The organism is Streptomyces sp. NPDC046261 (genome assembly GCF_040646235.1).
Classification (GTDB): domain Bacteria; phylum Actinomycetota; class Actinomycetes; order Streptomycetales; family Streptomycetaceae; genus Streptomyces.
On the sequence record NZ_JBEYZU010000009.1, the window covers coordinates 213567 to 239776 of the forward strand.

At 74.0% G+C, this 26210-nt stretch carries 23 protein-coding genes; 13 read left to right on the forward strand and 10 right to left on the reverse strand.

From position 1 onward, the window contains the following. Positions 1 to 114: 114 nt before the first annotated feature. From ABZ956_RS18975 to ABZ956_RS18985, 3 genes are all read left to right on the forward strand, one after another. Entirely contained in the window at positions 115 to 807 is a 693-nt protein-coding gene (locus ABZ956_RS18975; RefSeq protein ID WP_071962581.1) for a metal-dependent transcriptional regulator, read from the forward strand. 564 nt (positions 808 to 1371) lie between these two features. Further along, the gene (locus ABZ956_RS18980) at positions 1372 to 2319 is read left to right on the forward strand and encodes an alpha/beta hydrolase (protein ID WP_361894495.1); all 948 of its coding nucleotides are present in this window, start codon (positions 1372 to 1374) and stop codon (positions 2317 to 2319) included. A gap of 152 nt (positions 2320 to 2471) precedes the next feature. Continuing rightward, positions 2472 to 3896 carry an FAD-dependent monooxygenase gene (locus tag ABZ956_RS18985; RefSeq protein WP_361894498.1) on the forward strand — a complete coding sequence of 475 codons (1425 nt, stop codon included), beginning with the start codon at positions 2472 to 2474 and terminating at the stop codon, positions 3894 to 3896. Here ABZ956_RS18985 and ABZ956_RS18990 read toward each other — a convergent pair. From ABZ956_RS18990 to ABZ956_RS19000, 3 genes are all read right to left on the reverse strand, one after another. After that, complete coding sequence (locus tag ABZ956_RS18990; protein WP_361894501.1) at positions 3893 to 5506, reverse strand: transporter; 1614 nt, start codon at positions 5504 to 5506, stop codon at positions 3893 to 3895. The two genes, ABZ956_RS18985 and ABZ956_RS18990, sit on opposite strands and share 4 nt — an antisense overlap. Continuing rightward, positions 5503 to 6270 carry an ABC transporter ATP-binding protein gene (locus ABZ956_RS18995; RefSeq protein WP_361894670.1) on the reverse strand — a complete coding sequence of 256 codons (768 nt, stop codon included), beginning with the start codon at positions 6268 to 6270 and terminating at the stop codon, positions 5503 to 5505. The genes ABZ956_RS18990 and ABZ956_RS18995 overlap by 4 nt, the downstream gene beginning before the upstream one ends. 147 nt (positions 6271 to 6417) lie before the next feature. Then, complete coding sequence (locus tag ABZ956_RS19000) at positions 6418 to 7086, reverse strand: bifunctional DNA primase/polymerase (protein WP_361894504.1); 669 nt, start codon at positions 7084 to 7086, stop codon at positions 6418 to 6420. Positions 7087 to 7401: 315 nt separating this feature from the next. On the opposite strand from ABZ956_RS19000, the gene ABZ956_RS19005 reads away from it, so the two are divergent. Together ABZ956_RS19005 and ABZ956_RS19010 are read left to right on the forward strand one after the other, a co-directional pair. Then, positions 7402 to 8790, forward strand: a complete 1389-nt coding sequence (locus ABZ956_RS19005; protein WP_361894507.1) for a transcriptional regulator — start codon at positions 7402 to 7404, stop codon at positions 8788 to 8790. Between the two features lie 177 nt (positions 8791 to 8967). After that, positions 8968 to 10851: a hypothetical protein gene (locus tag ABZ956_RS19010; protein ID WP_361894510.1), complete on the forward strand. Its 1884-nt coding sequence runs from the start codon at positions 8968 to 8970 to the stop codon at positions 10849 to 10851. Between the two features lie 16 nt (positions 10852 to 10867). Here the strand turns inward: ABZ956_RS19010 and ABZ956_RS19015 are convergent, their stop codons facing one another. Then, the gene (locus tag ABZ956_RS19015) at positions 10868 to 12154 is read right to left on the reverse strand and encodes an ABC transporter substrate-binding protein (RefSeq protein ID WP_361894513.1); all 1287 of its coding nucleotides are present in this window, start codon (positions 12152 to 12154) and stop codon (positions 10868 to 10870) included. 180 nt (positions 12155 to 12334) lie between these two features. Here ABZ956_RS19015 and ABZ956_RS19020 point away from each other — a divergent pair, with 180 nt between their 5' ends. Next, positions 12335 to 12778, forward strand: coding sequence for a hypothetical protein (locus ABZ956_RS19020; protein WP_361894516.1), 444 nt, complete (start codon positions 12335 to 12337; stop codon positions 12776 to 12778). 59 nt (positions 12779 to 12837) lie between these two features. Further along, positions 12838 to 13701 (forward strand): formyltetrahydrofolate deformylase, encoded by an 864-nt coding sequence (gene purU, locus ABZ956_RS19025; protein WP_361894519.1) that lies wholly within the window; start codon positions 12838 to 12840, stop codon positions 13699 to 13701. A gap of 48 nt (positions 13702 to 13749) precedes the next feature. On the opposite strand, the gene ABZ956_RS19030 is transcribed toward purU, so the two are convergent. Next, complete coding sequence (locus ABZ956_RS19030) at positions 13750 to 14979, reverse strand: maleylpyruvate isomerase N-terminal domain-containing protein (RefSeq protein WP_361894522.1); 1230 nt, start codon at positions 14977 to 14979, stop codon at positions 13750 to 13752. Next, entirely contained in the window at positions 14976 to 15542 is a 567-nt protein-coding gene (locus tag ABZ956_RS19035) for a sigma-70 family RNA polymerase sigma factor (RefSeq protein WP_361894525.1), read from the reverse strand. Before ABZ956_RS19035 ends, ABZ956_RS19030 begins: the two co-directional genes overlap by 4 nt. A 410-nt stretch (positions 15543 to 15952) precedes the next feature. Between ABZ956_RS19035 and ABZ956_RS19040 the strand changes: the two genes are divergently transcribed. After that, positions 15953 to 16330, forward strand: a complete 378-nt coding sequence (locus ABZ956_RS19040; protein WP_361894528.1) for an STAS domain-containing protein — start codon at positions 15953 to 15955, stop codon at positions 16328 to 16330. 33 nt (positions 16331 to 16363) lie between these two features. Here the strand turns inward: ABZ956_RS19040 and ABZ956_RS19045 are convergent, their stop codons facing one another. After that, the gene (locus tag ABZ956_RS19045) at positions 16364 to 17500 is read right to left on the reverse strand and encodes a histidine kinase (RefSeq protein ID WP_361894531.1); all 1137 of its coding nucleotides are present in this window, start codon (positions 17498 to 17500) and stop codon (positions 16364 to 16366) included. Next, a complete protein-coding gene (locus ABZ956_RS19050; protein ID WP_361894534.1) occupies positions 17497 to 18162 on the reverse strand; it encodes a response regulator transcription factor in 666 nt (221 codons plus the stop codon). Before ABZ956_RS19050 ends, ABZ956_RS19045 begins: the two co-directional genes overlap by 4 nt. 205 nt (positions 18163 to 18367) lie before the next feature. Between ABZ956_RS19050 and ABZ956_RS19055 the strand changes: the two genes are divergently transcribed. Continuing rightward, positions 18368 to 19225 carry a DUF4344 domain-containing metallopeptidase gene (locus ABZ956_RS19055; RefSeq protein ID WP_361894537.1) on the forward strand — a complete coding sequence of 286 codons (858 nt, stop codon included), beginning with the start codon at positions 18368 to 18370 and terminating at the stop codon, positions 19223 to 19225. 49 nt (positions 19226 to 19274) lie between these two features. Here ABZ956_RS19055 and ABZ956_RS19060 read toward each other — a convergent pair whose 3' ends face one another. Further along, entirely contained in the window at positions 19275 to 20588 is a 1314-nt protein-coding gene (locus ABZ956_RS19060) for a helix-turn-helix transcriptional regulator (RefSeq protein ID WP_361894673.1), read from the reverse strand. A gap of 138 nt (positions 20589 to 20726) precedes the next feature. On the opposite strand from ABZ956_RS19060, the gene ABZ956_RS19065 reads away from it, so the two are divergent. Both ABZ956_RS19065 and ABZ956_RS19070 read left to right on the forward strand, forming a co-directional pair. After that, complete coding sequence (locus ABZ956_RS19065; protein WP_361894540.1) at positions 20727 to 22052, forward strand: alpha/beta fold hydrolase; 1326 nt, start codon at positions 20727 to 20729, stop codon at positions 22050 to 22052. Positions 22053 to 22205: 153 nt separating this feature from the next. After that, positions 22206 to 23492, forward strand: coding sequence for a M64 family metallopeptidase (locus ABZ956_RS19070; RefSeq protein ID WP_361894543.1), 1287 nt, complete (start codon positions 22206 to 22208; stop codon positions 23490 to 23492). A gap of 34 nt (positions 23493 to 23526) precedes the next feature. Here ABZ956_RS19070 and ABZ956_RS19075 read toward each other — a convergent pair whose 3' ends face one another. After that, positions 23527 to 24210, reverse strand: coding sequence for a helix-turn-helix domain-containing protein (locus tag ABZ956_RS19075; RefSeq protein WP_361894546.1), 684 nt, complete (start codon positions 24208 to 24210; stop codon positions 23527 to 23529). 81 nt (positions 24211 to 24291) lie between these two features. Between ABZ956_RS19075 and ABZ956_RS19080 the strand changes: the two genes are divergently transcribed. Then, entirely contained in the window at positions 24292 to 25785 is a 1494-nt protein-coding gene (locus ABZ956_RS19080) for an MFS transporter (protein WP_361894549.1), read from the forward strand. A 22-nt stretch (positions 25786 to 25807) separates the two neighbouring features. Then, positions 25808 to 26209, forward strand: a complete 402-nt coding sequence (locus tag ABZ956_RS19085) for a VOC family protein (RefSeq protein WP_361894552.1) — start codon at positions 25808 to 25810, stop codon at positions 26207 to 26209. The last annotated feature ends 1 nt before the right edge of the window (position 26210 follow it).

Consider the following 26210-nt stretch of genomic DNA (forward strand, 5'->3'; position numbering starts at 1 on the left):
ACGGCCGGGCTGTCAATACGGCGGGGGAGGCCGGTGGCGTACGCGGTCCTGTTGTCGCCGGTATGCGTCAGAATTGAGTCCAGGGCCAGCGCACGACTTATCGAGGGGCACGGCATGTCCGGACTGATCGACACCACGGAGATGTATCTCCGCACCATCCTTGAGCTTGAAGAGGAAGGTGTGGTTCCCATGCGCGCCCGCATCGCCGAGCGGCTCGACCAGAGCGGCCCGACGGTGAGCCAGACGGTGGCCCGCATGGAGCGGGACGGGCTGGTGTCCGTCGCCGGGGACCGGCATCTGGAGCTGACCGAGGAGGGCCGCCGGCTGGCCACGCGCGTGATGCGCAAGCACCGCCTCGCGGAGTGCCTGCTGGTCGACGTGATCGGCCTGGAGTGGGAGCAGGTGCACGCCGAGGCCTGCCGCTGGGAGCACGTGATGAGCGAGGCCGTCGAGCGGCGGGTGCTGGAGCTGCTGCGCCACCCGACCGAGTCGCCGTACGGCAACCCCATCCCGGGCCTGGAGGAGCTGGGCGAGAAGGCCGAGGCGGACCCGTTCCTGAACGACGGCATGGTCAGCCTGATGGATCTGGAGCCCGGCACCGACGGCAAGACCGTGGTCGTACGCCGCATCGGCGAGCCGATCCAGACGGACGCCCAGCTCATGTACACGCTGCGACGTGCAGGAGTCCAGCCGGGGGCCGTGGTCAGCGTGACGGAGTCGCCCGGTGGGGTGATGGTGGGCAGCAGTGGCGAGGCCGCCGAGCTGGCCTCGGAGATCGCCTCCCACGTCTTCGTCGCCAAGCGCTGACCGGCCTCGACGCCGGACGCGCGGTGCCCGCGCCGGGTACGTATACCGCGTTACGTAAAGCTGCCGAGCCGCTGTGGAAACGGCGCGCCCGGGCCCGGGCCGTGCGACGCTGGCGCTGAGTGCTGAACGCATATGCGCGCGCCGCCGACCGGGGAGGGGTTCGGATGAGGCCAGCGGGCCGCACGGCCGCCCCGTGCCCGGGGGCCGGCAGCTCCGTCGCCGACGGTGGTGCGCGCGGCGCGCACGCCATGAGCGTGCCGAACGCGAGGGACGAGACGAGCGAGACGAACGAGATGAAAGGGCCCCGGCGCCCTCACGGGCAGCCGGGGCCCCACCTCCCCGTTTTCCCCCGTGGCGCCCCGGAGCCCCGAGCTCCCAGGGTGCGCCTCGCGGACCTTCTTCCCCGAGCGGTCCGCGCCCAGGTCGATTTCTCCCCTGGGCACAGACGGTCAATCCTTCCGCCCGGTCACTCGAACGAGGGGTGTTGCGCGCGACAACGGTTCATTCGAATGGAAGTTCCATAAGGTGGAGCTGCTCGGGGGAGACGAGGGGGTGCCAGGGCTCATGGTGCGGCGTATCGAAGTGACCGGAAGCGGCGGAGTGCGGCTTGCCGCCTGGGAGTTCGCCGAATCACCGAAAGCGGGCGGCGGCCGGTACGGCGGCATGGCCGGCGGCCGCGCGGTGGGCCGGGGCGCGGGCTGCGGTGCCGGTCACGGCCGGGGCCGCAACGGCGCACAGGCTTCCGGCGGCGGGGTGTTGCTCCTGCACGGCCTGCTGGGCCGCGCCGCGCACTGGGCGGAGACCGCCCGCTGGCTCTCCGCGCGCTACCGCACGGTGGCCCTCGACCAGCGCGGCCACGGCCGCAGCGGAAAGCCCGTCAGCGGCCCCTACGCCCGGGAGGCATATGTCGCCGACGCCGAGGCCGCCGTCGAACAGCTCGGCCTGGCCCCCGTCACCCTCATCGGTCACGCCATGGGCGCCCTCACCGCCTGGCAGCTCGCCGCCCGCCGGCCCGACCTCGTCCGGGCCCTGGTCATCTGCGACATGCGCGCCTCGGCCCTCGGCGCGGCCACGCAGCGGGAGTGGAGCGAGTGGCTGGGGTCCTGGCCGGTGCCGTTCGCGACGCTCGCGGACGTGCGCAAGTGGTTCGGGGAGGACGATCCGACGCTGGAGCGGCCCGCACCGGCCCGCGGCGACTTCTACGCCGAGGTGATGTCCGAGCGCGCCGACGGCTGGCGCCCGCTGTTCTTCCGCCGCCAGATGCTGCAGGCCCGCGAGGGCTATGCCCATGACGCGCACTGGGAGGAGCTGGCGCAGGTGGAGTGCCCGGCGCTGGTCGTGCGGGGCCTGGACGGCGCGCTGGGCCGGGCCGAGGCGCAGGAGATGGTCCGCGTCCTGCCGCGCGGCCGCTACGCCGAGATCCCGGACGCCGGCCACCTCGCGCACTACGACCAGCCGGACGGCTGGCGGCGGGTCGCCGAGCCCTTCCTGGAGGCGTCCGTGCCGGCCTGAGGGCGGGCGGCCGGGGCCGGGTCCACGCCGGCCGATTTAATTCAACGGCCGTTGACATAACTGGGGTGCCGGGTGTGCACTGGGCATGAGAGCGCGGTCCACGCCAGGCCGGCAGTGCACCGTCACGCCGCAGCCAACCACCGGGAGCTGTCATGTCCCCTCACCCCGACTTCACCGCGGACGTCCTGGTCGTCGGAGCCGGCCCCACCGGCCTGCTGCTGGCCGGTGATCTCGCGGCGTCCGGCGTGCGCGTCGTCGTGCTGGAGAAGCGCACCCAGGAGTCCAACCTCACCCGTGCCTTCGCCGTCCACGCCCGCACCCTGGAGGTCCTCGACGCCCGGGGGCTCGCCGAGCAGCTGATAGCGACCGGCAACTTCATCGGCCGCCTGCGCCTCTTCGGCCGCACCCACATCGACCTCAGCGACCTCGACACCCGCTTCCCGGGCGTGCTGATGACCCCGCAGTACCACACCGAGCGGCTGCTGGAGGAGCGCGCCCTCAAGCACGGCGCCGAGATCCGGCGCGGCGCCCGGGTCACCGGACTGACCCAGGACGCCGAGGGCGTCGACGTGCGCGTACAGCCCGCGGGGGAGGACGACGCCCCCGCGGCCCCCACCACCGTGCGCGCCCGCTACGTCGTCGGCACGGACGGGGTGCACAGCGCCGTCCGCGAGGCGATCGGCATGCCGTTCCCGGGCCGGTCCGTCCTGCGGTCGGTCATGCTCGCCGACGTCCGCCTCGACACCAGGCCCGGCCAGGTGCCCGCCTTCAACGGCGTCGCCGAGGGCTTCGCCTTCATCGCCCCCTTCGGCGACGGCTGGTACCGCGTCATCGCCTGGGAGCGGGGCAGCGACCTGCCCTCGGGCGCCCCCGTCGACTTCGACACCCTCCGCGCCGTCACCCGCGCCGCCTTCGGCACGGACTTCGGCATGCGCGAACCCCGCTGGACCTCGCGCTTCCACAGCGACGAACGCCAGGTGCCCCGCTACCGCGACGGCCGCGTCCTCCTCGCCGGCGACGCCGCCCACGTCCACTCGCCCGCCGGCGGCCTCGGCATGAACGCCGGCCTCCAGGACTCCGCGAACCTCGGCTGGAAGCTCGCCGCCGTCCTGCAGGGCCGGGCCGACGACCGGCTCCTCGACAGCTACCACGACGAGCGCCACCCCGTCGGCACGGCCGTCCTGCGGGCCAGCGGGGCCATCGTGCGGGCCGTCCTGGCCACCACGCCCGTCACCCGGGGCCTGCGCAACGCGGCGGCCGGAGCCGCCTTCCTCGCCCCCTTCGCGCTGCGCCGGGCCGCCCTGTTCATCTCCGGCATCGGCATCCACTACCCCGCCCCGCCCGGCGCCCACCCCCTCACCGGCCGCCGCGCCCCCGACCTGGCACTGGCCGAGACCGACGACGGCCCGATCCGGCTGTACGAAGCACTGCGCGCCGGCACCTACGTACGGGTCCTGCCGCGCGGTGCCGAGGTGAAGCGGGAGGCCGGCGTCACGACGGTCACCCGCGCCGACGCCGGCACCACCACGCTGCTCGTACGGCCCGACGGCTATGTGGAAAGGGCCGTCGACCGCTAGCCCTTGCTCACCGCCGTCAGGATCTCCGGCAGCCGGCCGGCCGCCCGCGGGGCCGCGAACCGCAGCCCCGCCCAGGCCACCAGCAGCCCATAGGCGGCACCGGCCGGCACCAGCACCCACAGCAGCCCCGGCGAGCCCAGCGAGTGCAGCCATATCGCCACCCCCACCAGCGGGGCGCACAGGGCCGCGCTCGCCAGCCCCCCGAGGACCAGGCTCATCCAGGCGATGCCGGCCTGGCCGGGCGCGACGCTCTTGAACGCCCCTTCCTGCGGGATGGAGTAGGGGTACTTCGCGGAGACCAGGCCGCTCGTGGCGAACAGCGCACCCACCAGGGCCAGGCACAGCCCCCACACCATCGGCATGTCGCGCCAGTTGTGCGAGAGCGCCGCCGAACCGAGCACCACCAGCGTCACATACGGCACCGCTATCAGCGACAGGGCCAGCGCGCGCGAGCGCATCTCGGCATAGGCATCACGCGGCGAGGAGATCGTCTGCAGCACCATCCAGAACGCCGAACCGTCCTGCCCGAACTGGTTGTACATCTGCATGCCCAGCATCGTGGCCGAGAAGAAGGCGTAGTAGATGCTGCCGTTGTTCTGCGCGGCGTTGACGACGGGCAGGACGATGCCGATCAGGAGCGCGGAGGCCCACGCCATCCGCGTCTTCGGGTCGCGGCCTATGTAGCGCAGCGAGCGGAGCATGACCGCGCCCGTGCGGCCGGCGGGCAGCAGCCGGGCGAGGCCGGAGCTCTGCCGCGCCCCACGGCCGTCGGCCCCCTTCGGCGCGGCGGCCACCACGGTGGAGGCGTCCGCCGAGATCATCACCTTGGTCAGGCTCCGCTGCCACCACCACAGCACGGCCACGAGCACGACGACGGTCAGCGCCAACTCGCCCGCCGCCAGGCCGTAGGAACCCTCGCCGGCCGCCCGGACGGCGTCCAGCGCCGAGCCCGGCGGCACCCAGCGCAGGACGTCCGCCGCCGGCTCCAGCCGGGCGAGGCCGCCGATGGTGTTCAGCTTCGTCATGCCGAGGTTGACGAACTGCAGTCCGACGGCGATGAGCAGACCGCTCAGCAGGGCCATCTCGCGGCCCTTGCGGCTGGTCAGCAGCCGGACGTTCGCGGTTGCGACGGCTCGCACCAGCGCCAGGCAGAGCAGCAGGGACAGGGCCGAGGCGAACACCCCGACCACCGCCGCCACGACGCCGTGCGCCGTCGCCAGCACCGAACCGATGAAGATGACGAGGGTGAAGGCCGGGCCTATGCCGATCAGCGACGCCGTCAGCAGCGCCACCACCAGCCGCGAGGGGCGCAGCGGGAGCATCGCCAGCTTCGTCGGGTCCAGGGTCTCGTCCCCGCCGGGGAAGAACAGCGGCACGACGGCCCAGCCGAAGGCCATCAGCGCCGCCAGCGGCACGGTCAGGGCGGCGGCGTGCTCATTGCCGCGCAGGGCGAGCAGGCCGAGGAGCTGGAGCGCCCCGAAGAGCGCGGTGAGGACGAGCGAGGTGATGTAGACGGCCTTGCGGCCGGAGGACTGACGCAGGCCGTTGCGCAGGAGGGAGAGCTTCAGCCGGGCGAACGTGGCGGGGAGGGAGGGGGTCGTGGCGCTCATCGGGCCCCGCCGCCCAGCCAGTCGAGGCTCTCGCCGCCGGCTTCCGCGCGCCCGCCGACCAGTTCGAGGAACGCGTCCTGCAGGGTGGGCGCCGCGCCCCGTACGTCCGCGAGCGGTCCGTGGGCCCGGATGCGGCCGCCGGCGAGCACCGCGACCCAGGAGCACAGCGACTCCACCAGCTCCATGACGTGGCTGGAGAAGACGACCGTGGCGCCCGAGGAGGTGTAGCGCTCCAGGACCTTGCGGATCGTCTGGGCGGAGACCGGGTCGACGCCTTCGAAGGGCTCGTCGAGGAATAGGACCTGGGGGTTGTGGAGCAGGGCGGCGGCCAGCCCGATCTTCTTGCGCATGCCGGTGGAGTAGTCGATGACCAGCTTGTTCTGCGAACCGGCGAGGTCGAGGACGTCCAGGAGCTGGGTGGCCCGCTTGTCGACCTCGTCGCCGGGCAGGCCGCGCAGCCGCCCGGTGTAGGCGAGGAGTTCGCGGCCGGTCAGGCGCTCGAACATCCGGAGCCCCTCGGGCAGCACCCCGATGCGGGACTTGACGGCGGCCGGGTCCTGCCAGACGTCATGCCCGCCGATCTCGACGCGGCCGGCGTCGGGTCGGAGCAGTCCGGTGACCATGGACAGGGTGGTGGTCTTGCCGGCGCCGTTCGGCCCCACGAGGCCGATGAACTGTCCGGCCGGTATCTCCAGATCGATGCCGGCGACCGCCGCCTGTTCACCGAAACGCTTCCACAGTCCCTCGATGCGGACCGCGGGCATGGTGTCCTGTGTCACTGCGCTCTTCCTCTTCCCCGTGACGTGGTGCTCGAGGGGGTGCGGGAGATCGACTCCAGGACGACTCCGCCCCCTCGAACACCACCGTAAGGGGGATGTGAGGGGGCGGACAGTGAGGTTTGTCAGCAGTTCTCAGCGGCTGCGGGACAGCGAGGCCTCCCGGCCGCAGGCGTAGGCCAGGGCGCTGACCAGCTCCTCCGCGTCCGGCAGCCAGCGGTTGGCGGCCGTGGGCTGGCGCGCCCACTGGACCGGGCCGCGGTTGCCGATGCGGGTGGGGGGCGCGATGACGTAGTCGCCCTCCCCGCGGGCGACGAGGTCGAGGGTGGAGGGCGACCAGCCGAGCTTGCGGGCGTGGTCGGCGACCTTCAGCGCGCCGCCCGGCAGGACGAAGAACTGCATCCGGCGGAACGGCGTGCACGTGATCGGCCCCAGCTGGATCTCCATGCGTTCCATGCGGGCCAGCGCCAGGAAGCCGGCGGACTCGGAGACGTCGAGGGCGTCGAAGGTGCGACCGGTGGGCAGCAGGATCGAGGCGCGGGGCTGCTTGGTCCACATGCGCCGTGCCGTGGACGCGCTCCCCGTGGCCTGGGTGGCCCAGTCGGGCCGGGCCGGGTGGGCGCCCGGCGCGGGGCAGTCGAGATCGCCGCACGAGCAGCGCTCCCGCCCGTCCACGGCCTCAAGCCAGGTGCCGGCGAATACGTCCCAATGCCGATCCTCCGCGTACCTCGCCGCGGCGTCGAGCACGCGCTCGCCGCGTTGTTGGGGGATATGCGGGGCTCCTACTCCGATGGTCTCTTCCACGTTCAACTCAACTCCCCTTGTCACCAGGGGTTACGGCTCTGGCGCAGGCTTGTGGCAACTGCCGGTAACAGCACGTGGGGCGCACGGATGCATGTACGGGGGCGCAGGCGAAGGTTCGCCGCCGCGAAGGGGTAGCCACCTGGGCGCGGGCGCTGACCTAGGTCATTGCCGCGATTGATGCCAATACCGGCAAGTCCTGCATTCTCCGGATATCCAGGGGGCAAAGATCACGGGAGAAGGCGTTCACAGCTGTATCGGCACTTCCGCGATGCGCGGAGCGCATCGCGAACGCATAGCAGTCTCAGGGGGTAAAGCATGGCCGCACGGCCACTCGTGGCGCGGCAGCCGAACGAACGGCTGCAAGCGCTGATTCAGGAAGCCGGCTGTTCCAATGCCGGGCTGGCGCGCAGGGTCAACATGTGCGGCGCCGAGCACGGTCTCGACCTGCGGTACGACAAGACGTCCGTGGCCCGCTGGCTGCGCGGCCAGCAGCCCCGGGGCCGGGCCCCGGCCGTCATCGCCGAGGCCCTCGGCCGCAAGCTGGGCCGGTCGGTCACGATCGACGAGATCGGCATGGCCAACGGCAAGAACCTCGCCTCGGGCGTCGGCCTGCAGTTCTCCCCGACGGTCCTCGGCGCGATCGAGCAGGTCTGCGAGCTGTGGCGCAGCGACGTCGGCCGCCGGGACTTCCTCAGCGGTACGTCGGTGGCGTCCTCGGCTCTCGTCGAGCCCAGCCGCGACTGGCTGATCACCGCCGCCGACGCGCAGGTGGCGCGGAGCGCCGGGGCGCGCGTGGGCCCGTCGGACGTCGAGGCGGTGCGCGCCACCACCGAGGCGCTGGTCGAGCTCGACCACCGGTACGGCAGCGGCCATGTGCGGCCGGTCGTCGTCCACTACCTCAACAGCGTCGTCTCCGGGCTGCTGGCCGGCTCGTACCGGGAGGCGGTCGGCCGCGAGCTGTTCGCGGCGGTCGCCCGGCTGACGGAGCTGGCGGGCTACATGGCCGTCGACACCGGGCAGCCCGGCCTCGCCCAGCGCTACTACATCCAGGCCCTGCGGCTGGCGCAGGCCGCCGGGGACCGTGGCTACGGCGGCTACGTCCTGGCCGCCAGCATGAGCCACCTCGCCGCCTCCCTGGGCAACCCCAGGGAGATCGCCCAGCTCGCCAAGGCCGCGCAGGAGGGGGCGCGGGGGCATGTGACGCCCCGGGCGGAGGCGATGTTCTACGCCGCCGAGGCGCGCGGTCACGCGCTGCTCGGCGACGCGCGGTCCTGCCAGACGGTCGCCTCCCGGGCGATCTCCCGGCTCGAGGCCGCCGAGAACGGGCAGGACTCCGGTGACGACCCGCCGTGGATCCGCCACTTCGACCGGGCCTACCTCTCGGACGAGCTGGCGCACTGTCACCGTGACCTCGGCCAGGCCGAGCCCGCACGCCGGCACGCGGAGGACGCGCTGACCACGCATCCGACGGGCCGGGTGCGGCGCCGCGCCATCGACCTGCTGCTGCTGGCCACGGCCCACGTCCAGCAGCGCGAGGTGGAGGAGGCCTGCGTCACGGGCACCCGGGCCCTGGAACTCCTGGGCACCCTGCGCTCGAACCGGGGCGCGGAGTACCTGGACGACTTCCGGCAGCGCCTGGAGCCGTACCGGGAGGAGCCGGTGGTGCGGGAATTCGGCGCCCGCCTGGAGCTGCAGGCGGCGTGAGGGAGCGGCCCCAGGGCCCGGACCGGCGGCCGCTCACCGCCGTCCGGGGCCTGGGGCGGGACCGGGGACGGAAGGGTACGGACGGGGCGAAGCGGCCGCGCATGGCCGACCGCGTGTGCGACCCGGTAGCGTGAGCCGCCGGTTACGCAAGTCCCGTTACAGCCTGAGGAGTCCCCGGTGACGCAGAGCGGACAAGGAAACGAGCCGCAGCCTCCTGCGGCGCCGCCCGCGCCGCCCGTACGGCCCGCTTCCGACGCGAGCGGGTCCTGGGGGCCGGGCGCCCCTCGCGCGCCCCTCCCGCCGGAGAACCCGCCGGGCGACTCCGACGCCACCCAGTACCTCCCGCCGCTGGGCGGTGCCCCCATGCCGGGCGCCCCGCTGCCGCCTCCGCCGTACGCGGCGCCGTCCGGATTCGACGCGTCCACGCAGTACTTGCCGCCGGTGCGCGGGGACGCCGGGCTGCCGGGCGGAAACCCGACCGGGATACGCGAGATACATGAGATACGCGAGATAAGTGAGGCGAGCGACGAGCCGGGCGGCGGCACGTACGGGCGCGGCGGCCCCGAATCCGCTGCAGAGGCCACGCAGTTGCTGCCCCCGCAGGGCGGCCCGTCCCGCACGCCCGACGCCGAGGCCACCGCGTTCCTGCCGCCGGTCGCCGGTGGCGCCCCCGGTGGGCCGGTCCGTACGCCCGACGCCGACGCCACCGCCCTGATACCCCCGGTCGCCGGGGGCGCGGGCGCCGCCCCCGCGTACGTCCCGCCGGGTACCGGCACCGGGGCCCGGCACGCGGCGCCGCCCTCGTACCCTCCGTCCCCTCCGTCCGTCGGCGGTCCGGGGGCCGCCCCCGGCGCGCCGGGAGGCGGGAGTGACGCGGACGCGACCGCGTTCCTGCCGCCCGTGACCGGCCCGGGTGCCGGCGCACCTGTCCGCACGCCCGACGCCGAGGCCACCGCGTTTCTGCCGCCGGTCGCCGGTGCCGCCTCCGGTGGGCCGGTCCGTACGCCCGGCGCCGACGCCACCGCCCTGATGCTCCCGGTCGCCGGGGGCGCGGGCGCCCCGCCCGCGTACGTCCCGTCCGTCGCACCCGACCGCCCGGCCGACGGCGAGGCCCCCGCGTTCCCGCCGCCCCCGGGCGGCACCGGCGGCACCGGGACCGGGCCCGCCACGCCCTTCTCGGTGATGGCGCCCGCCGGGGACCGGCCGCCGCCCGCCGAGTTCGACACGCTCTTCCGGGCCGCCGCGCCCACGCAGCACCTGCCGCCCGTGCCCGCGGGCGAACCGTCCGTCCCGGCCGCCGAGCCCCGGCGCCGGGCCAGGCCGCCGCAGGGCGGACCCGTGCCGCCGCCCCCGCCGCCGCCCATGGGCCGGGCGCCCGCCGGGAACGGGTCCGGGCGCAAGAAGTCGCCCGCCGTGCTGATCGGCGCCGTCGTCGCGGGCTGTGCCGTCGCCGGTCTCGGCGCCGGGGCGCTGCTCAGCGGCGGGGGCGAGGAGAAGAGCGACCCGCAGAAGGCCGCCGTCGCGAGCGCGACCCCCGCCGCCGGGCCCACGCCCGAGGCCACCCCCAGCGCCGCCACCCCCTCGCCCCCGGCGAAGTCGGCCGACCCGGCGGAGGCGCAGGCCAAGGCGCTGGACGCGCTGCTGAAGGACAGCAACAGCAGCCGGGACTCGGTCATCAAGGCCGTGGACTCCACCCGCAAGTGCAAGGACCTCGGCAAGTCCGCCGCCGACCTCACCGCCGCCGCCGGCCAGCGCAACGCCCTGGTGACCCGCCTCGGGCAGACGCCGACGGACAAGCTGCCCAACAGCTCCGAGCTGACGGCGCAGCTGACGAAGGCCTGGCAGTCGTCGGCGTCGGCGGACAGCCACTACGCGGCCTGGGCGCGGCAGGTGGACTCCAAGAAGGGCTGCGTGAAGGGGCACGCCCGCCCGACGCCCGACAGCGCCGCCGGCGACCGCGCCAGCAACGAGGCGACGGCCGCCAAGAAGAAGGCGGCCGGGCTGTGGAACCCGATCGCGAAGAAGTACGGGCTGACGCAGCACGAGTGGACGCAGCTGTAGGGCCGGCGGCCGGGAACTAGCCCCTGGTCCGCTCCTCCAGGGTCCTGGCCACGTTGACGAAGCCGTCCCGCGCCGCCACGAGCCGGCCGTTCCGTACGACCTGGTACGTCACGTTCGCGTTGACGGCGCGGGGGTAGTTGCGGACGGCCAGCAGGTCGTGGTGGCGCCAGCGCAGGGGCGGCGTCAGGCCGCCGGTGTCGACTCGGTGCCCGCCGTCGAGGGCCTGCCGGACCGAGGCGGGGCCGATGTCGTCGGCGGCGAGGGACAGCAGCACCGACCGCAGCACGGTGTAGGCGAGCCAGGTGGTCTGGACGCCGGGGTCGGCGGGGTCGACGCGGTTGTCCCCGAAGGCGTGCTCGTCGATGACCTTGCGCATCGGCTCCCACCGGGCGTCGTCCGCCGCCGGGTACCAGCCGGTGGCGTAGGCGCCCTCCAGGGGGCTGCTCGCGCCGCCCGTGCGGTCGACGAGCGACTGCTGGACGCTGCCGAGCACGGCCGCGATCCGTACCCGCGCGCCCGTGCCGTCCTCGCGCAGGCGCCGGAAGGAGTCGAAGAAGGTGCTGGTGCGCTCCCCGAGGGCGGCTGTTACGCAGGCGCCGTCGTCCTGGCCGGCGCTCTCCAGGGCGGCGGTGCTGTGCCGCGTGTAGTCCGTCGCGTCCTCGGGCGCCCGGATGTCGGTGGCGGAGGGCCGGCCGCCCGCGGTGAGGCCCGCGTCGAGCAGCGCGGGCAGCTGGTCGCCGGCGATCGTGTCCGGCCGGACGAGCGCCACCCGCTTGCACACGCCGGCCAGCTGACGCCCGTTGCCGGCGAGGAGGGCGGCCTGGCCGCCGTTGACGGGGTACGACAGCGGGCTGCTGAACTCCTCGCCGGTGATGCCGTACCCGCCGATGAACGGCGTTCCCGACGCCTCGAGCGGTGACATCATCGAGCGCCCGTGCTGGCTGTAGGAGCCGACGACCGCGACGGCCCCCTCCCGCACCGCGCGCTGTGCGCAGCCCGCGGCCGCCACCGTGTCGTTGCGCTCGTTGCAGGTGAGGACCCTCAGCTCGCGGCCGTGGATGCCGCCGCCCGCGTTGACCCAGCGGGCGAAGGCGCCGGCCATGGCCGGCATGCCGGCCATGTTGGTGGCCCGGGTGCCCTCGGGGGCCCAGGTCATCACCGTGATGGGGGCCCGGGAGTCCCCCCGGGCCCCCGGTAACCCCGTACAGCCGGCGAAGGCCACCGCTGCCGTCGCTGTCGCGCATACCGCGGCCAGGGCGGCGGGCAGGAGCGGGCGGGAGGTCAGGCGGCGCCGTCCGGTCATGGCCCGCAGCCTGCCGCCCGGCAGGGAACGGCTGAGTGATCATGGCGCAACGACCGGTGACGCCCGGGTGAACAGCGGCCCGGCCCGGGCCGCCGGACGGCACGCCGGGAGGGGAACGTACGATCGATCCCTGTGCAGGGTTCAGAGAAGTCTTCCCGTCGCGGCCGCCGCTCGACCACCATGGACGGTATGCCGCTCAATGACATGCCGTGGTGGCGCTGGCGTGCGAACGTACGCTCCGCGCTGCACATGCTCTCGGACCCGGTCTTCCAGCAGGAGTGCTGGCTGACGGGCCGCGAGGGGTACGGAGACGTGACCGACGCCGTCTACCGCCTGGTCGAGGACACCTGGCTGGACAACTGGTCGGCCGAGAAATACGTCGGCACGGTCTTCCGGGACTCCGGTGAGGCCGCGCTCGTCGACGTCGCCGTCCTGCGCGTACTGCGGATCATGCACCAGGTCGGCGCGGACGCCCCGGTCTCGGCCTACCTCGAGCACCACGGCTGGCCGGAGGCGGTCCGGGCCGCGCGCGAGGCACACGTGCGGATGGCGGCGGGCGACGGTGACGACCCCGACGCCCCGCCGCGCTCGCTGGCGGTGCTGGAGCTGGCCACCAGGGTCTGAGGCGGGCGCGGAGGCGGACCGGTCCGGAGGGGGCCGCGGATATGCGACGCTATTGGGCTATGACCACCGAACAGCCTCAGCAGTACGTCCTCACCCTCTCCTGCCCGGACAAGCAGGGCATCGTGCACGCGGTGTCCAGCTATCTCTTCATGACCGGCTGCAACATCGAGGACAGCCAGCAGTTCGGCGACGGCGACACCGGTCTGTTCTTCATGCGCGTGCACTTCAGCGCCGAGGCGCCGGTGACGGTGGACAAGCTGCGGGCCAGCTTCGCGGCGGTCGGTGACTCCTTCCACATGGACTGGCAGATCCACCGGGCCGACGAGAAGATGCGCATCGTGCTGATGGTGTCCAAGTTCGGGCACTGCCTCAACGACCTGCTCTTCCGCTCCCGCATCGGCGCCCTTCCGGTGGAGATCGCGGCGGTCGTCTCCAACCACACGGACTTCGCCGAGCTCGTCGGCTCCTACGGCGTGCCCTTCCACCACATCCCGGTGACGAAGGAGAACAAGCCGGAGGCCGAGGCGCGGCTGCTGGAGCTCGTCCAGGCCGAGAACGTCGAGCTGGTCGTGCTCGCCCGCTACATGCAGGTCCTCTCCGACGACCTGTGCAAGGCGCTGTCCGGGCGGATCATCAACATCCACCACTCCTTCCTGCCGAGCTTCAAGGGCGCGAAGCCGTACCACCAGGCGCACGCGCGCGGCGTGAAGCTGATCGGTGCCACCGCGCACTATGTGACGGCCGACCTCGACGAGGGCCCGATCATCGAGCAGGAGGTCGAGCGCGTCGGCCATGACGTCACGCCCGAGCAGCTGGTCGCGGTGGGCCGCGACGTGGAGTGCCAGGCGCTGGCGCGGGCCGTGAAGTGGCACAGCGAGCACCGCGTGCTGCTGAACGGCTCCCGCACGGTCGTCTTCGCCTAGGGGTCCGGGGGCTCGCCCCGCCCGGGCGCGGGGCGGCCCAGGGGAGCCTCACAGCCGTGACAGCGACGCCGTCGCGTACAGCACGTCCCGCACGGCCTCCGCGTCGCCGTGCGACCCGGCGGCCGCCTCCTCCGGCGAGACGTGGCCCGCGGCCAGCCGGCAGAACTCCACGCCATCCAGCGCCACATGCGCCACCTCGCCCTCCGGGGTGCCGAGCGCGCCGGGGGAGTCCAGGGCGATGTACCAGTGGCCGCCGCCCCTGCCCTCGATCTCCAGGTGCAGCGCGCGGCCGGGCGTGCCCGCCGCGACCAGGGTGCGGGCCGGCGGTGCCAGCCCCGCGCGGCGCCGCCCGGCGATGGAGGCCGGCAGCAGCCGGGCGGCCAGGTCGATCATGCGGTTCAGGTGCGGTGAGGACGGCGGCTCGTAGGGATAGTCGACCGCTTCGGCGATGTCCTCCGCGTGCACCCAGCACTCGAAGGCCCGGTCCAGGAACGCGTCGCGCAGCGGCAGGCTGAACGGCCCGTACGCCACGGGCAGGTCGGCCACGTCGCCGTCGGCGAAGGAGACGGTCCTTATCAGCGAGCGCCCCTGGTCGCGCCAGGCGGCCCGGACCCGCCCGGGGGCCCGCTCGGCGGCCCCGGCCGCCCAGCACGCCTCCGTGCGCTCGCGCGGGGAGCCGGCGCCGCCCGGGTCGGGCAGGCCGAGCGTGCCCGCCACGATGCCGTCCACGGCCATGAGATGGCCGATGACGCCGGCCACGGTCGCGTCGCGCTCGGCGGCCCGCCGCCCGTCGAACCAGGTGAGCCGCACCGGGGCGCGCCACTCCGCCTCCCCGATGTCGCGCAGCAGCGCGTCGAGCCGGGCGGCCTCCGCCTCGTAGGGCGCGGCCCACTCGGGGACGGGGATGCGGGCGGGCCGGCGGTTCAGCGCCCCGGCCAGGACGCGCGAGCGCAGCGTGGGGTCGAGGTCGAGGCTGTCCTCGGGGTGCAGGAGCGCGACCGCGTCGCGCAGCCGGACGGCCTCGTCCGCGCAGCCGGCGCAGTCGGTCAGGTGGTCCTCGACGGCGGCGGTCTCCTCCGCCGAGCACGCGGCCAGCGCCCACGCGCCGAGCAGCGACTTGAGCACGGGGTGGGACCACGTCCGGGGCCGGGCCCCGGCGCCGGACGCCGGTGCCGGCTGCTGCGGCGGTGAGGCGTCCCCGGCGGCCGCCCGCTGCTGCGGCACGCGCGCCGGCGTCCCCGCCGCGCGGTCCGTGCCGGGCGTGGGTTCCGTGCTCATCGCAGCGCCGCCCCGCCGCCGGGAGGCGAGACGGCCCGGGGCCCCTCATGGGCCGTGGACAGCAGCTGTAAGCCCAGCCGCAGGCGCCGCCGGGCCTCGTCCTCGGTCACTCCCAGCCGGGCGGCCGCCTGGCGGTAGTCGAGCCGCCGGAAGTAGGCGAGGTCCAGGGCGGCGCGCAGGGGCGCGGGCATGGAGGTGACGATGTAGTCCGCGCGGGCGGCGGCGCTCGCCGCGCGCACCTTCGCGTCGATCTCGGCCGCGGGCCGCTCCCCGTCGTCCTCCGCGCGCCGCAGCCGGCTGACGGCGTGACGGTGCGCCACGCCGGCGATCCACGAGCGCAGGGAGCCGTCCTTGGGGTCGTAGGCCTCGGGGTGCTCCCAGACGTAGCCGAAGACGTCGCGCGTGACGTGGTCCGCGCCCTGCTCGTCGCCGAGGACGCGGTGGGCGAGGCCGTGCACGAGGGAGGCGAAGCGGTCGTAGAGCTCGCCGAGGGCGGCGGCCTCGCCGTGCGCGAGCCGCTGCTGCATCTTGCGGTCCCACCGGGGTGGTGCGTCGTTCGTCATCCCGCTGCCCCCTCCGTACCGTACTGCTGTACGCCCTCCTGCCGAATGTATCGGCCGGGTACGACAACGCACGAGCGTTTGACCCGAAACCCGGAAAGGGTGACTTCCGGTTGTGCTGCGCATGGTATGGGTGCCGTGACTGTGGGTTGATGCTCCGTCAAAGGTATCGATCGGTCCCGACCGTAGCTGCCCGAATGTGCCGATGTGTTATGCGGGTGTGACCGGATCTATGGGGATTAGGGGTTCGTGCTGGGCATAGGCTCAACAGCGGTCGGCTTATGCCAGCGGGTTTCACACGGTGATTCATGCGGAGTTTCACATGGCGTCCCACGGGGGAAGCGCCAGGCAGCCATACCGCGGAAGGGTCCATTCCAAAGGAAACGACAGACCGAGTGAAGGGGCTCGAGCGCGTGACGTTGAAGGTGTTGGAGCGCGAGCAGGGGGACTGGGCCGTGCTCCAGGTCTGCGGCGAACTTGATCTGGTGACCTCCCCGTCGGTCCGGCAGCATGTGCACGACGCTGTGGCGGACGGGCGGCGGAGTCTGGTGCTCGACCTCGGGGAAGTGCGGTTCTGCGACTCCAGCGGAGTGGGGGTGCTGATCGCCGCCCGCCGGCTGATGCGCTCCTGCCAGGGCAGACTCAGGCTGATCCTCCCCGCCCTCGGCGCCGTGGAGGACTCGCACGTCAACAGGGTGCTGGCGGCGCTGGGGGTCCGCCGGCTGTTCGAGGTCTACCCCGACCTGGCCAGTGCGACCGCGGAGCCGACCACGAACCCGCTCTCGGCCTGAGCCCGGCCCGTAAGGCCCCTGTACAGCCCGCCGCTACCGCTCCTCGCGGGGGAAGCGGGCCCGTACGACGAACCCGCCCTCCTCGGTGGCCGCCGCCTCCAGCGTCCCGCCGAGGCTCTGCGCCCGCTCGCGCAGCCCCACCAGACCGTGGCCCCCGCCGGGCAGTTCCGGCGCCGGCACGGCCGCGTCGGCCGGCCCGTTGCGGATCTCCACCAGCAGCCCCGAGCGCTCGTCCTCGGCGACCCGCACCACCACCTTCGCCCCCGGCGCGTGCTTGCGGACGTTGGTCAGCGCCTCCTGCACCGTGCGGAACGCGGCCCGCTCGACGGCCTCGGAGCGCTCGGCGCGCGGGTCGGAGCCGTCGTCGAACGTGACGTCCAGGGCGCTCAGCTCGATCAGCCGGGGCAGGTCCGACAGCCGCGGCTGGGGGGTGAGTTCCTCGGTGTCGGCGCCGGCCGCCCGCAGGATGCCGACCATGTGCCGCAGCTCGTCCAGGGTCCGCACGGACAGCTCGCGGATCGTACGGGCCCCGTCGCGCGCCTGGACGTCGTCGGTGCTGATCTGCACGGCGCCGGCCTGCAGGCTGATGAGGCTGACCTGGTGGGCGACGACGTCGTGCATCTCGCGGGCCAGCCGGGCGCGCTCGGTGGCCAGGACACGGTCGGCCAGCAGCCGGTCCTCACGGGCCCTGGTGCGGGTCAGCTCGTCCAGCCGGTCGGCGAGTTCGCGCCGGGTGCGGGTGAGCAGGCCCAGCGCGATGGGCGTGGCGGCCACGACGAAGGCGTCGACCAGATTGACGGCCGTCTCGCGCCGGTTGGCGACCATCAGCTCCGAGGCGGGGTACGGCACGAACTGCGCGGCGGCCATCAGCAGTCCGGTGACGGTGAGCAGCCACCGGTTCGGGCGCCGCGCCGCCACCGTGTACAGGGCGATCATGGGCGCGAGCCAGATGAAGGTCAGATACATGCCCGGCAGGGTGAGGGCGAAGGCGGTGGCGGGCAGCCGCTGCCGCCCCAGCAGCGCCACGGCCGCCAGCAGCGACACCCACAGGTCGAACCCCGGGTCGGCGCCGTTGACCAGCAGCGCGTCCCCGGCCGCGAGCAGCGCGGGCCCGGCGACCGGTGCCCAGGCCGGCAGCCAGCCGGGCAGGGAGGCGCGCCACAGGCTCATCTGCCGCCGCCTTCCCGGCCCGAGGCCACGAGCCCCGCGCGGTCGGCGACGATCGCGGCCTGGACCCGGTTGACCCCGCCCAGCTTGCCCAGGACCGCGCGCACATGGTCCTTGACGGTGCTGGGCGCCAGCCCCATCCGCTCGGCGATCTGCGGGTTGGCCAGGCCGGCGCCCAGGTGGGCCAGCACCTCGCGCTCGCGCGGGGTGAGCGCCCGTACGGCCGCCGCGGCCGTCGTCTCGGCCTCGGCGGCGAGGTAGCCGCCGATCACCGCGCGGGTCACGCCCGGGTCGAGGACGCTGCCGCCGCCGGCGAGGGTGCGCACGGACCGCACCAGCTGGTCGGGGTCGGTGTCCTTGAGGAGGAACCCGGCGGCCCCGGCGCGCAGCGCCGCGGCCAGGTACTCGTCGGCGTCGAAGGTGGTGAGCATGGCGACGGCGGGCGGCCGCGGGTGGGCGCGCAGGGCGCGCAGCACGGTCAGGCCGTCGACGTCCGGCATCCGGATGTCCAGGAGCACGACGTCGGGGGCGTGCCGCAGCACGGTGGCCACGGCCTCGCCGCCGCCGCAGTCGGCGACCACCTCGATGTCCGGGGCCGTGCCCAGGATCATGCGCAGCCCGGACCGGACGAGCTGTTCGTCGTCCACCACCGCAACACGGATCACCGCCCGCTACCTCTTCCCTCGTCCATGGGGTTCCACCGGATCCCACCGGCCGGCGCCCCCGGCCCCCTCCAGCCTGCCGTACGGGAGGGGAAAAGCGGAGCCCGGCACTCCCCCCAGGGCCGGGGCCACCCCCGCCGACCGGCGGGGGTGGGCCGGGACCCACGGCGGATTCCGTCCGGGCCCGCGGACGGGCAGAGTGCTGTCCATGCTGCACCATGCGGGGGCCGGCCCCCGGATTCCGGCCACCGTGTGGCGCGCCCGCGCGCTCGTCGTGGCCGGTGTCTGTACCGCCGCCCTCGCCACCGCGTGCGGCCCACGGTCGCAGGCCGCCGCGCCCCCCACAGGCGGCGGCCTGTCCGTGTCCTACCAGGCGCCCAGGGGCGGCGGCGCGGACGAGCGGGACTTCCTGCGCGAGCGCCGGCTGCCGGAGAAGGTCGCCGAAGACCTCAACAGGTCCCTCCGCCTGCCGGAGCGGATAGAGATCGTCGGCCGCTCCTGCAAGAAGGACGACACCCCCGAGTACGACCCGGAGACCGGTCGCATAGCGCTCTGCTACGGCTTCATCGGCGAGGTCCGTTCGATGTTCGAGGCGGACCGGTCCTCCGGTGCCGAGGGCGACGCGGACGAGCGGACGGCCGGCGTCATCACCGAGACGCTCTACCACGAGGCCGCCCACGCGCTCATCGACAAGCTGGACCTGCCGTTCACCGGCCGGGAGGAGGACGTCGCCGACCAGTTCGCGGCGTACCGCCTGCTGGGCCAGGGCGAGCCGGGCCGCGCCGCGCTGCTGGCCGCCGCCGACAACTACGCCCTGTACGCGCGCGACGCCGACCCCGCCGACGCCGACCCCTCGGACGAACACGCCCCGGACGCCGTCCGCAGCGCCGGCTACCGCTGCTACCTGTACGGCTCGGCGCCGCGGCACAAGCGGGCGGCGGAGTACCGGGCCCTGGTCGACGGCAAGCGCCTGACCAAGGAGCGGGCCGCGCTGTGCCAGGGGGAGTACGACGACTTGCGGCGCGGCTGGAGGCAACTCCTCGCGCCGCACATGACCGACCGCTGACCGGCCCGGGTGAGGGGAGGGCCGGTCGGCGGCGCGGCCCCCGGGGGTGTCAGGGGCGCGGCCAGTGGGGCGGGGAGGTGGGCGCCGGGCCCAGCGTCGTCGTGCCGGGCGCGGCCCGGTGCCCCAGGCCGGTGCGGTAGGCGTCCAGGGCGGCCTCCGTGCGGCCCGTGCGCCGCAGCAGATCGCCCAGCAGGCGGCACAGGTCGGCGAGGTCGCCGGCGGCGCCCGTGCGCTCCAGCAGGGACAGCGCGGCGCAGTAGTGCTCCTCGGCGGCCTCGGTGTCGGCGCGCTCCTCGGCGATGAGCCCCAGCAGCCGGTGGGCGCCGCCCGCGTGGACGGCGCCGCGCTCGGCCCCCAGCGCGGTGGGCGACAGCAGCGGGCGCAGCAGCTCCTCGGCCTCGGCGGCCTTGCCCCTGCGCCGCAGCACGTCCGCCAGCTCCACCTCGACCTGCACGGTGAACAGGGCGGCGCGCTTGGAGGCCAGCATGTCGCGGGCGGTGCGCAGCTCGCTCTCGGCCTTGCGCAGATTGCCGTCCTGGGCGTGCACATAGCCGCGCATCCAGTGGCAGTGGGCGAGCTCGGTCCTTATGTGCAGCTGCTGGTAGAGCTCCTGGGCCTTGGCGAGGGAGGCGTCGGCGTCGGCGATGCGGCCCTCGGCGATGAGGGTGCGGGCCACGCCCCGGTGCATGCCCGCCACCAGCGCGGGGTTGTCCACCTGGGGCGCGAGGGCCAGCGCGAGCTCCGCGGCGTGCGCGGCGCGCGCGTGCGCTCCCATGTCCATGTAGGGCGCGATGGAGGCGGTGTACAGGAGCAGCAGGGCGTCCGGGTCGTGCATGCCGGAGGCGTTCAGCTCGTCGAGGGCCGTCTCCAGCAGATAGCAGGCGTAGCGCAGTTCGCCGGCCAGCAGGTGGGCGGTGGCCCGTCCGCGCAGGGCGGGGACGCGGCGCGGCAGCGGCTGGCCGGCGATCAGGGCCTCGGCCTCGGCGAAGTGATCGCGGGCCTCGGTGAGCTCGCCGGTCTCCAGCGCGCAGTCACCGAGCCCGAGCAGGGCCGTGAAGTGCTCCTGCACGAGCTCCAGGGACGAGGCCTCGTCGCGCAGCGCGCGGAAGAGCACGGCGGCGTCCTCGGCGTCACCGGTGGCCAGCGTGCGCCGGGCGTCGGTCAGCCGCAGGCGCAGCTCCGTGGCCAGGTGCGGGGGGCGGCCGGTGGCGAGCTCCTCGACCGTGGTGCCCAGGCGCCCGGCGAGGTGGCGCAGGGCGGTCTCGGAGGGACGGACCTTGCCGGCCTCCAGGGTGGAGACGTACGCGGCGGTGTAGGCGGGTTCGGCCAGTTGTTTCTGGGTGAGTCCCTTTTCGGTGCGCATCCTCAGGACGCGCCGCCCGATGTCGGAGGGCTCGTCCGCCCGTATGCCGTGGGTGCTGTTCTCGGCCACTTCCGCCCCTCGGTACATTGCGCCGTGATCCAAGCCGTGCGTTAAATCTGCTTACGTGAGGATGTAACCGTGCCGAAGACAACCGGGACACGGGCTACCGGAAACATCACCGTCCGGCAGCCCGGGCTGGCCCTCACCGACCACTTCTTCGACGTGCCGCTCGACCATACGTCCCCCGACGGGGAGCACATTCGCCTCTACGCCCGCGAGGTCGTCGCCGCGGGCCGCGCGCACGAGGAACTGCCCTGGCTGGTCTACCTGCAGGGCGGCCCCGGCTTTCCCGCCGGACGGCCCGTGGGCCGCGAGAACTGGCTCGACCGCGCGCTGGAGGACTACCGCGTCCTCCTGCTCGACCAGCGCGGCACCGGCCGCTCCACCCCGGCCGGCCGGCAGACCCTCCCGCTGCGCGGTACCCCGCGGCAGCAGGCCGACTACCTCGCCCACTTCCGCGCCGACTCGATCGTGCGCGACTGCGAGTACATCCGCCCCCGGCTGACCGGCGGCCGGCCGTGGACCGTGCTGGGGCAGAGCTTCGGCGGCTTCTGCGCCGTCACCTACCTCTCGCTCGCCCCGGAGGGGCTCGCGCGGGTGCTCATCACCGGCGGTCTGCCGTCGCTCGACGCCGACGCGGACGCCGTCTACCGCGCCGCCTATCCGCGTATGGAGCGCAAGACCCTCGCGCACTACGCCCGCTATCCGCGGGACGAGGAGGCGGCGCTGCGCATAGCGGAGCACCTCGCCGGCACCCAGGAGGTGCTGCCGGACGGCACGCTGCTGACCGTCCAGGCGTTCCAGCAGCTCGGCATCCTGCTCGGCACCGGCGACGGCTCCCACCGGCTGCACTACCTGCTGGAGGACGCGTTCGTGCCGACCGTCGACGGGCCGCGCCTGTCCGACGCGTTCACCGAACAGGCCGCGGCGGTGCTCTCGCGCGCCGGGAGCCCGCTGTACTCGCTCCTCCATGAGGCCATTTATGCCCAGGACGAGCGCGCGACGCACTGGTCCGCCGAGCGGATACGCGCGGAATTCCCCCAGTTCGAACAGCACTTCGAGCCCGGCGGCCGGTTCCTCTTCACCGGCGAGACCGTCCACCCCTGGATGCTGCGCACCCACGCCGCCCTGCGCCCGCTGCGCCGCACCGCCGAACTGCTCGCGGAGCGCGAGGGATGGACCCCGCTGTACGACGCCGGGCGGCTCGCGCGCAATACGGTCCCGGTCGCCGCCGCGATCTACCACGACGACCTCTACGTCGACACCGCCCACTCGCTGCGCACGGCACGGTCCATCGCCGGCCTGCGGACGTGGGTGACCGACGAGTACGAGCACGACGGGGTGCGCGCGGGCGGTCGCGTGGTGCTGGACCGGCTGCTGCGGCTCGCGAAGGACGAGGTCTGAGAGCCGCCTGAGCCGCGCCTGGGCTCGTCGCGGCAGATCTTCCCCGTCCGATCCATTGTCATGAACCTCCCGAAGCCCCTACGTTGAGCGGCGCCTTAACGCGACTTGACCCACCACTTAAGTGATGGGTTTCGGTTTCGGGAGGAACCCCCCATGCACAGACGAATATCGTTGGCGGCCGGCGCGGCCGCCCTGGCCGTTCTCGCCGCCGGGACGAGCGCCACCGCAGTTGATACCAGCGCCCGTCCCAAACCCGACCAACGAGTGGAGTACTTCACCGAGGGCGGCCACCCGCAGCACACCACCGTCCCCGCGTCCCGCACTCCCTCGCGCCCGCTGCTGCCGTCCGTCAAGGGCGACGGCGCCGTGACGCGGGTCCTGGAGAACGGCCCCGTCGGCAACAAGCTGGACGTCGTCTTCATCGGCGACGGCTACACCGCCTCCGAGCAGGACGCCTTCCACGCCGCCGTGCGCACCAAGTGGGAGCGGATGTCGGCGGTCGAGCCCTATGCCTCCTACCGCAAGCTCTTCAACGTCTGGGCGGTGGACGCCGTCTCGCGCGACTCGGGCGTCTCCGGCGACCCGGACCCCGGCGTGAAGAAGAACACCGCCCTGGGCTCGGCCTTCTACTGCGACGGCATCGAGCGGCTGCTGTGCGTCGACACGGCCAAGGTCGAGTCGTACGCCGCCAAGGCGCCCGCCGCCGACCTCGTGGTGGTGCTCTCCCACTCGGCCAAGTACGGCGGCGCGGGCTACAACGACGTCGTCTCCCCGCTCGGTTACGACGGCATCGCCACCGCCTCCTCCGACAACGACCGCTCCGACCAGATCCTGGTCCACGAGACCGGCCATTCCCTCGGCAAGCTCGCCGACGAGTACCAGTACGACGAGTACGGCCCCTACACCGGCCCCGAGCCGGCGGACGTCAACACCTCCACGCTCACCGCCGACCGTATGAGCGCCCAGCGCGCGAAGTGGTACCGCTGGATCGGCCGCACCTCACCGGACGGCGGCACGGTCGGGTCGTACGAGGGCGGCGGCTACCACCCCAAGGGGCTCTTCCGCCCCACCCCGGACTCGCTCATGCGCTCGCTGGGCCGGGAGTTCAACCTCCCCGGCCGCGAGGCGATGATCGCGGGCTTCTACCGGCGCGCCACCCCCCTGACCGGGACGCCCGGCCAGGGTACGAGCGTCGGGCGCGGACAGCGGGTGAGCGTCCGGCCGGGATCGGCGACGACCGAGGTGCGCTGGTACGTCGACGGCCGCGAGGCCGTCGCGGCCCGGGGCAGGACGAGTGTCGTCCCGCGCTCGCTGGGCGTTCCCGCCGACGGCCGGCAGCACGTCCTGTCGGCCCGGGGGACCGACCGCACGGACGCGGTGCTCGATCCGAAGGTCGCCCGGCTGCTGACCGGCGAGCTGGCCTGGCGGGTCGTCCGCTGAGCCCCGCCCGGCCGCCGACGCGCCCGCGCGGTGCTCAGGAGGGCTCGGCGTCCAGCGGGGCCGGGCCCTCGTAGGCCCGGGCGAGCCGGGCGAACCCCCGGTCCAGGGCCTCGGCGGCGGCCGCCCGTACGCGCTCGGTCGGCTCGTCCGCCGCCATGGTGGTGTGCACGGCCGCGTAGGTGGTCTCCCCGACGGCGATGGCCAGCGCGGCGAACAGCCTGACCTCGGCATCCGCCAGCCGCGGGGCCCGCTCTGCGAGGAGCCCGGCGAGCAGCCGCTGCCGCTCCGCCACGATCGCGTGGTAGCTCTTCCTGAGCGCCGGGCTCTCCAGCAGAACGCGGGAGAAGACCCGGCCGTGGGCGAAGTGCTCCTGGGAGAAGATCAGTTCGCACCGCCCGGCGTAGAACGCGCGCAGACCGTCGAGGAGTTCCCCCCAGGTCCGGGACGACTCGACGGTCTGCGGCATGCCCGCCCAGAACTCCTCGCGCCGGCTGAAGAAGATGTCCTCCTTCGACGCGAAGTGCGTGAAGACCGTCGCCGGCGCCACATCCGCCTCCGCGGCGATGCGGGCGAGCGTGACGGCGTCGAACCCCTGCTCGGCGAAGAGGCGGAAGGCCGCGTCGGAGATCGCCGCGCGGGTGCGCTCCCGCTTGCGTCCGCGCAGGCCGGAGGCGGGTGCGGGCTCGGTGGACGGGGTGCCGGGCGGTAGCGGAGTCATGGGCTCAAGGATATCGGCTTGGGGACACAGAAATAGAGATGCTATATTTTTAGAGCTGGTCTAATTCGATCGTCGATCTCCATGACCCTGGCCTTCGTACGTGAGGACGCCCGCATGCCCACCGCCACATCACCCCCGCGGCCCGGAACCGAGGCCGGCCCCGCCGCCTTACCCCGGAACGCCGGCGCGGTCCTGGCCATCGCCTGCGCGGCCCAGTTCATGGTCATCCTCGACGTGTCGATCGTGAACGTGGCGCTCCCTTCCCTGCGGGCCGAGCTTCACCTCAGCGCCGTCGGCCAGCAGTGGATCGTCAACGCCTACACCCTGGGCTTCGCCGGCCTCCTGCTGCTCGGCGGCCGGGCGGCCGACCTCGTCGGCACCAAACGGGCCTTCCTCACCGGCCTCACGGTCTTCACCCTCGCCTCGCTCGTCGGCGGCTTCGCCACCGACGGCGCCCTGCTGATCGCCGCCCGCGCGGTGCAGGGCGTGGGCGGCGCGCTCCTCGCACCGGCCACCCTGACCCTGATCACGACGACGTTCACCGAGCCCGCCGCCCGGACCCGCGCCGTCGGCGCCTGGAGCGCCGTCATGGCGGCCGGCGGCGCGACGGGCGCGATCGTCGGCGGCGTGCTCACCCAGTACGCGGGCTGGCGCTGGGTGTTCTTCGTCAACGTCCCCCTCGGCCTCGTCCTGCTGGCCGCCGCCCTGGCGTACGTACCGGCCGCCGCGGGCGCCCGGGGCGGGCTGCGCCGCCTGGACCTGCCGGGCGCGGCGACGGTCACCGCGGGCCTGACCGCGCTCGTCTACGGGATCATCTCCAGCGAGACCCACGGCTGGGACTCGGCCACCGTGTGGGTGCCGGTCGCGGCCGCCGTGGTCCTGCTGGCGGCCTTCGTCCTCATCGAGTCCCGGGTCGCCCACCCCCTCGTCCCGCTGGCGATCCTGCGCCGCCGCACGCTCGCGACCGCCAACCTGGTCGTGATCCTGATCGGCGCGGCGATGTTCTCGATGTGGTTCCTGGTCTCCCTCCACCTGCAGCAGGTCCTCGGCTACGACGCCCTCCGGGCGGGCCTGTGCTTCGTGCCCGGCTCCCTGGCGATCATCGCCGGCGCCCGGGTCGCCACCCGCGTCGTCGACCGCGCCGGCGCCCGCCCGCTGCTGATGACCGGCATGGCGCTGAGCACCGTCGGCTTCGCCTGGCTGTCCCAGATCCGGGCCGGCGGCAGCTACGCCGCCGACGTCCTCGCGCCCTTCCTCCTGGTCACCCTCGGCATGGGCCTGGCCAGCATGCCCGTCACGATGACCGCGACCAGCGGCATCCCCCGCGAGCAGGCGGGGCTGGCCTCGGGTCTGGCCAACACCTCGCGCCAGGTCGGCGGCGCCCTCGGCCTCGCCGTCCTGGGAACCATCGCCTCTCACACCACGGCCGCCGCTCTGGCCCACAACGCCCACGACGTACCGGCCGCCCTGGCGGCCGGCTACGGCCGCGGCCTGCTGATCGCCGCGGTCTGCACCGCCTGTGCCGCACTGGGCGGGCTGGCCCTGCCCGGCCGCGGCCGTACCGCCAAGCCCTGACCGAACGAACCGGAGGAGCACCATGGCAGCCGACCTGAACCACGTCATCGTCCACTGCAAGAACCGGCACGAGTCCGCCGCGTTCGTCGCCGAGCTGCTCGGCACGAAACCACCCGTCGACGTCGCGATCTTCACCCAGATCACCACGTCCAACGGCGTCGACATCGACTTCGCCGACTCCGTGGTCCCGGCGGACCGGCTCGACCCCTCCCACCTCGCCTTCCTCGTCACGGAGGAGGAGTTCGACGCGACGCTCGCGAAGATCACCGAGCGGTCGCTGACGCACTGGGCGGACCCGTACCGCACCACCGAGGGCATCAACCACAACGACGGCGGGCGCGGCGTCTACGTCCAGGACCCGGGCGGCACGATCGCCGTCGAGTTCCTCACCGTCCCCTACGGCGGCTGGCCCACGTCCGCCTGAG

Excerpts from the sequence above, each read along its gene's own strand:
- ABZ956_RS19075 (WP_361894546.1), bottom strand. The coding sequence starts at position 24,210 with ATGACTCCGCTACCGCCCGGCACCCCGTCCACCGAGCCCGCACCCGCC.
- ABZ956_RS19005 (WP_361894507.1), top strand. The coding sequence starts at position 7,402 with ATGGCCGCACGGCCACTCGTGGCGCGGCAGCCGAACGAACGGCTGCAA.
- ABZ956_RS19070 (WP_361894543.1), top strand. The coding sequence starts at position 22,206 with ATGCACAGACGAATATCGTTGGCGGCCGGCGCGGCCGCCCTGGCCGTT.
- ABZ956_RS19055 (WP_361894537.1), top strand. The coding sequence starts at position 18,368 with ATGCTGCACCATGCGGGGGCCGGCCCCCGGATTCCGGCCACCGTGTGG.
- ABZ956_RS19035 (WP_361894525.1), bottom strand. The coding sequence starts at position 15,542 with ATGACGAACGACGCACCACCCCGGTGGGACCGCAAGATGCAGCAGCGG.
- ABZ956_RS19085 (WP_361894552.1), top strand. The coding sequence starts at position 25,808 with ATGGCAGCCGACCTGAACCACGTCATCGTCCACTGCAAGAACCGGCAC.
- ABZ956_RS19015 (WP_361894513.1), bottom strand. The coding sequence starts at position 12,154 with ATGACCGGACGGCGCCGCCTGACCTCCCGCCCGCTCCTGCCCGCCGCC.
- ABZ956_RS19060 (WP_361894673.1), bottom strand. The coding sequence starts at position 20,588 with ATGCGCACCGAAAAGGGACTCACCCAGAAACAACTGGCCGAACCCGCC.
- ABZ956_RS18985 (WP_361894498.1), top strand. The coding sequence starts at position 2,472 with ATGTCCCCTCACCCCGACTTCACCGCGGACGTCCTGGTCGTCGGAGCC.
- ABZ956_RS19045 (WP_361894531.1), bottom strand. The coding sequence starts at position 17,500 with ATGAGCCTGTGGCGCGCCTCCCTGCCCGGCTGGCTGCCGGCCTGGGCA.
- ABZ956_RS18980 (WP_361894495.1), top strand. The coding sequence starts at position 1,372 with ATGGTGCGGCGTATCGAAGTGACCGGAAGCGGCGGAGTGCGGCTTGCC.
- ABZ956_RS19020 (WP_361894516.1), top strand. The coding sequence starts at position 12,335 with ATGGACGGTATGCCGCTCAATGACATGCCGTGGTGGCGCTGGCGTGCG.
- ABZ956_RS19030 (WP_361894522.1), bottom strand. The coding sequence starts at position 14,979 with ATGAGCACGGAACCCACGCCCGGCACGGACCGCGCGGCGGGGACGCCG.
- ABZ956_RS18990 (WP_361894501.1), bottom strand. The coding sequence starts at position 5,506 with ATGAGCGCCACGACCCCCTCCCTCCCCGCCACGTTCGCCCGGCTGAAG.
- ABZ956_RS18975 (WP_071962581.1), top strand. The coding sequence starts at position 115 with ATGTCCGGACTGATCGACACCACGGAGATGTATCTCCGCACCATCCTT.
- ABZ956_RS19080 (WP_361894549.1), top strand. The coding sequence starts at position 24,292 with ATGACCCTGGCCTTCGTACGTGAGGACGCCCGCATGCCCACCGCCACA.
- purU (WP_361894519.1), top strand. The coding sequence starts at position 12,838 with ATGACCACCGAACAGCCTCAGCAGTACGTCCTCACCCTCTCCTGCCCG.
- ABZ956_RS18995 (WP_361894670.1), bottom strand. The coding sequence starts at position 6,270 with ATGCCCGCGGTCCGCATCGAGGGACTGTGGAAGCGTTTCGGTGAACAG.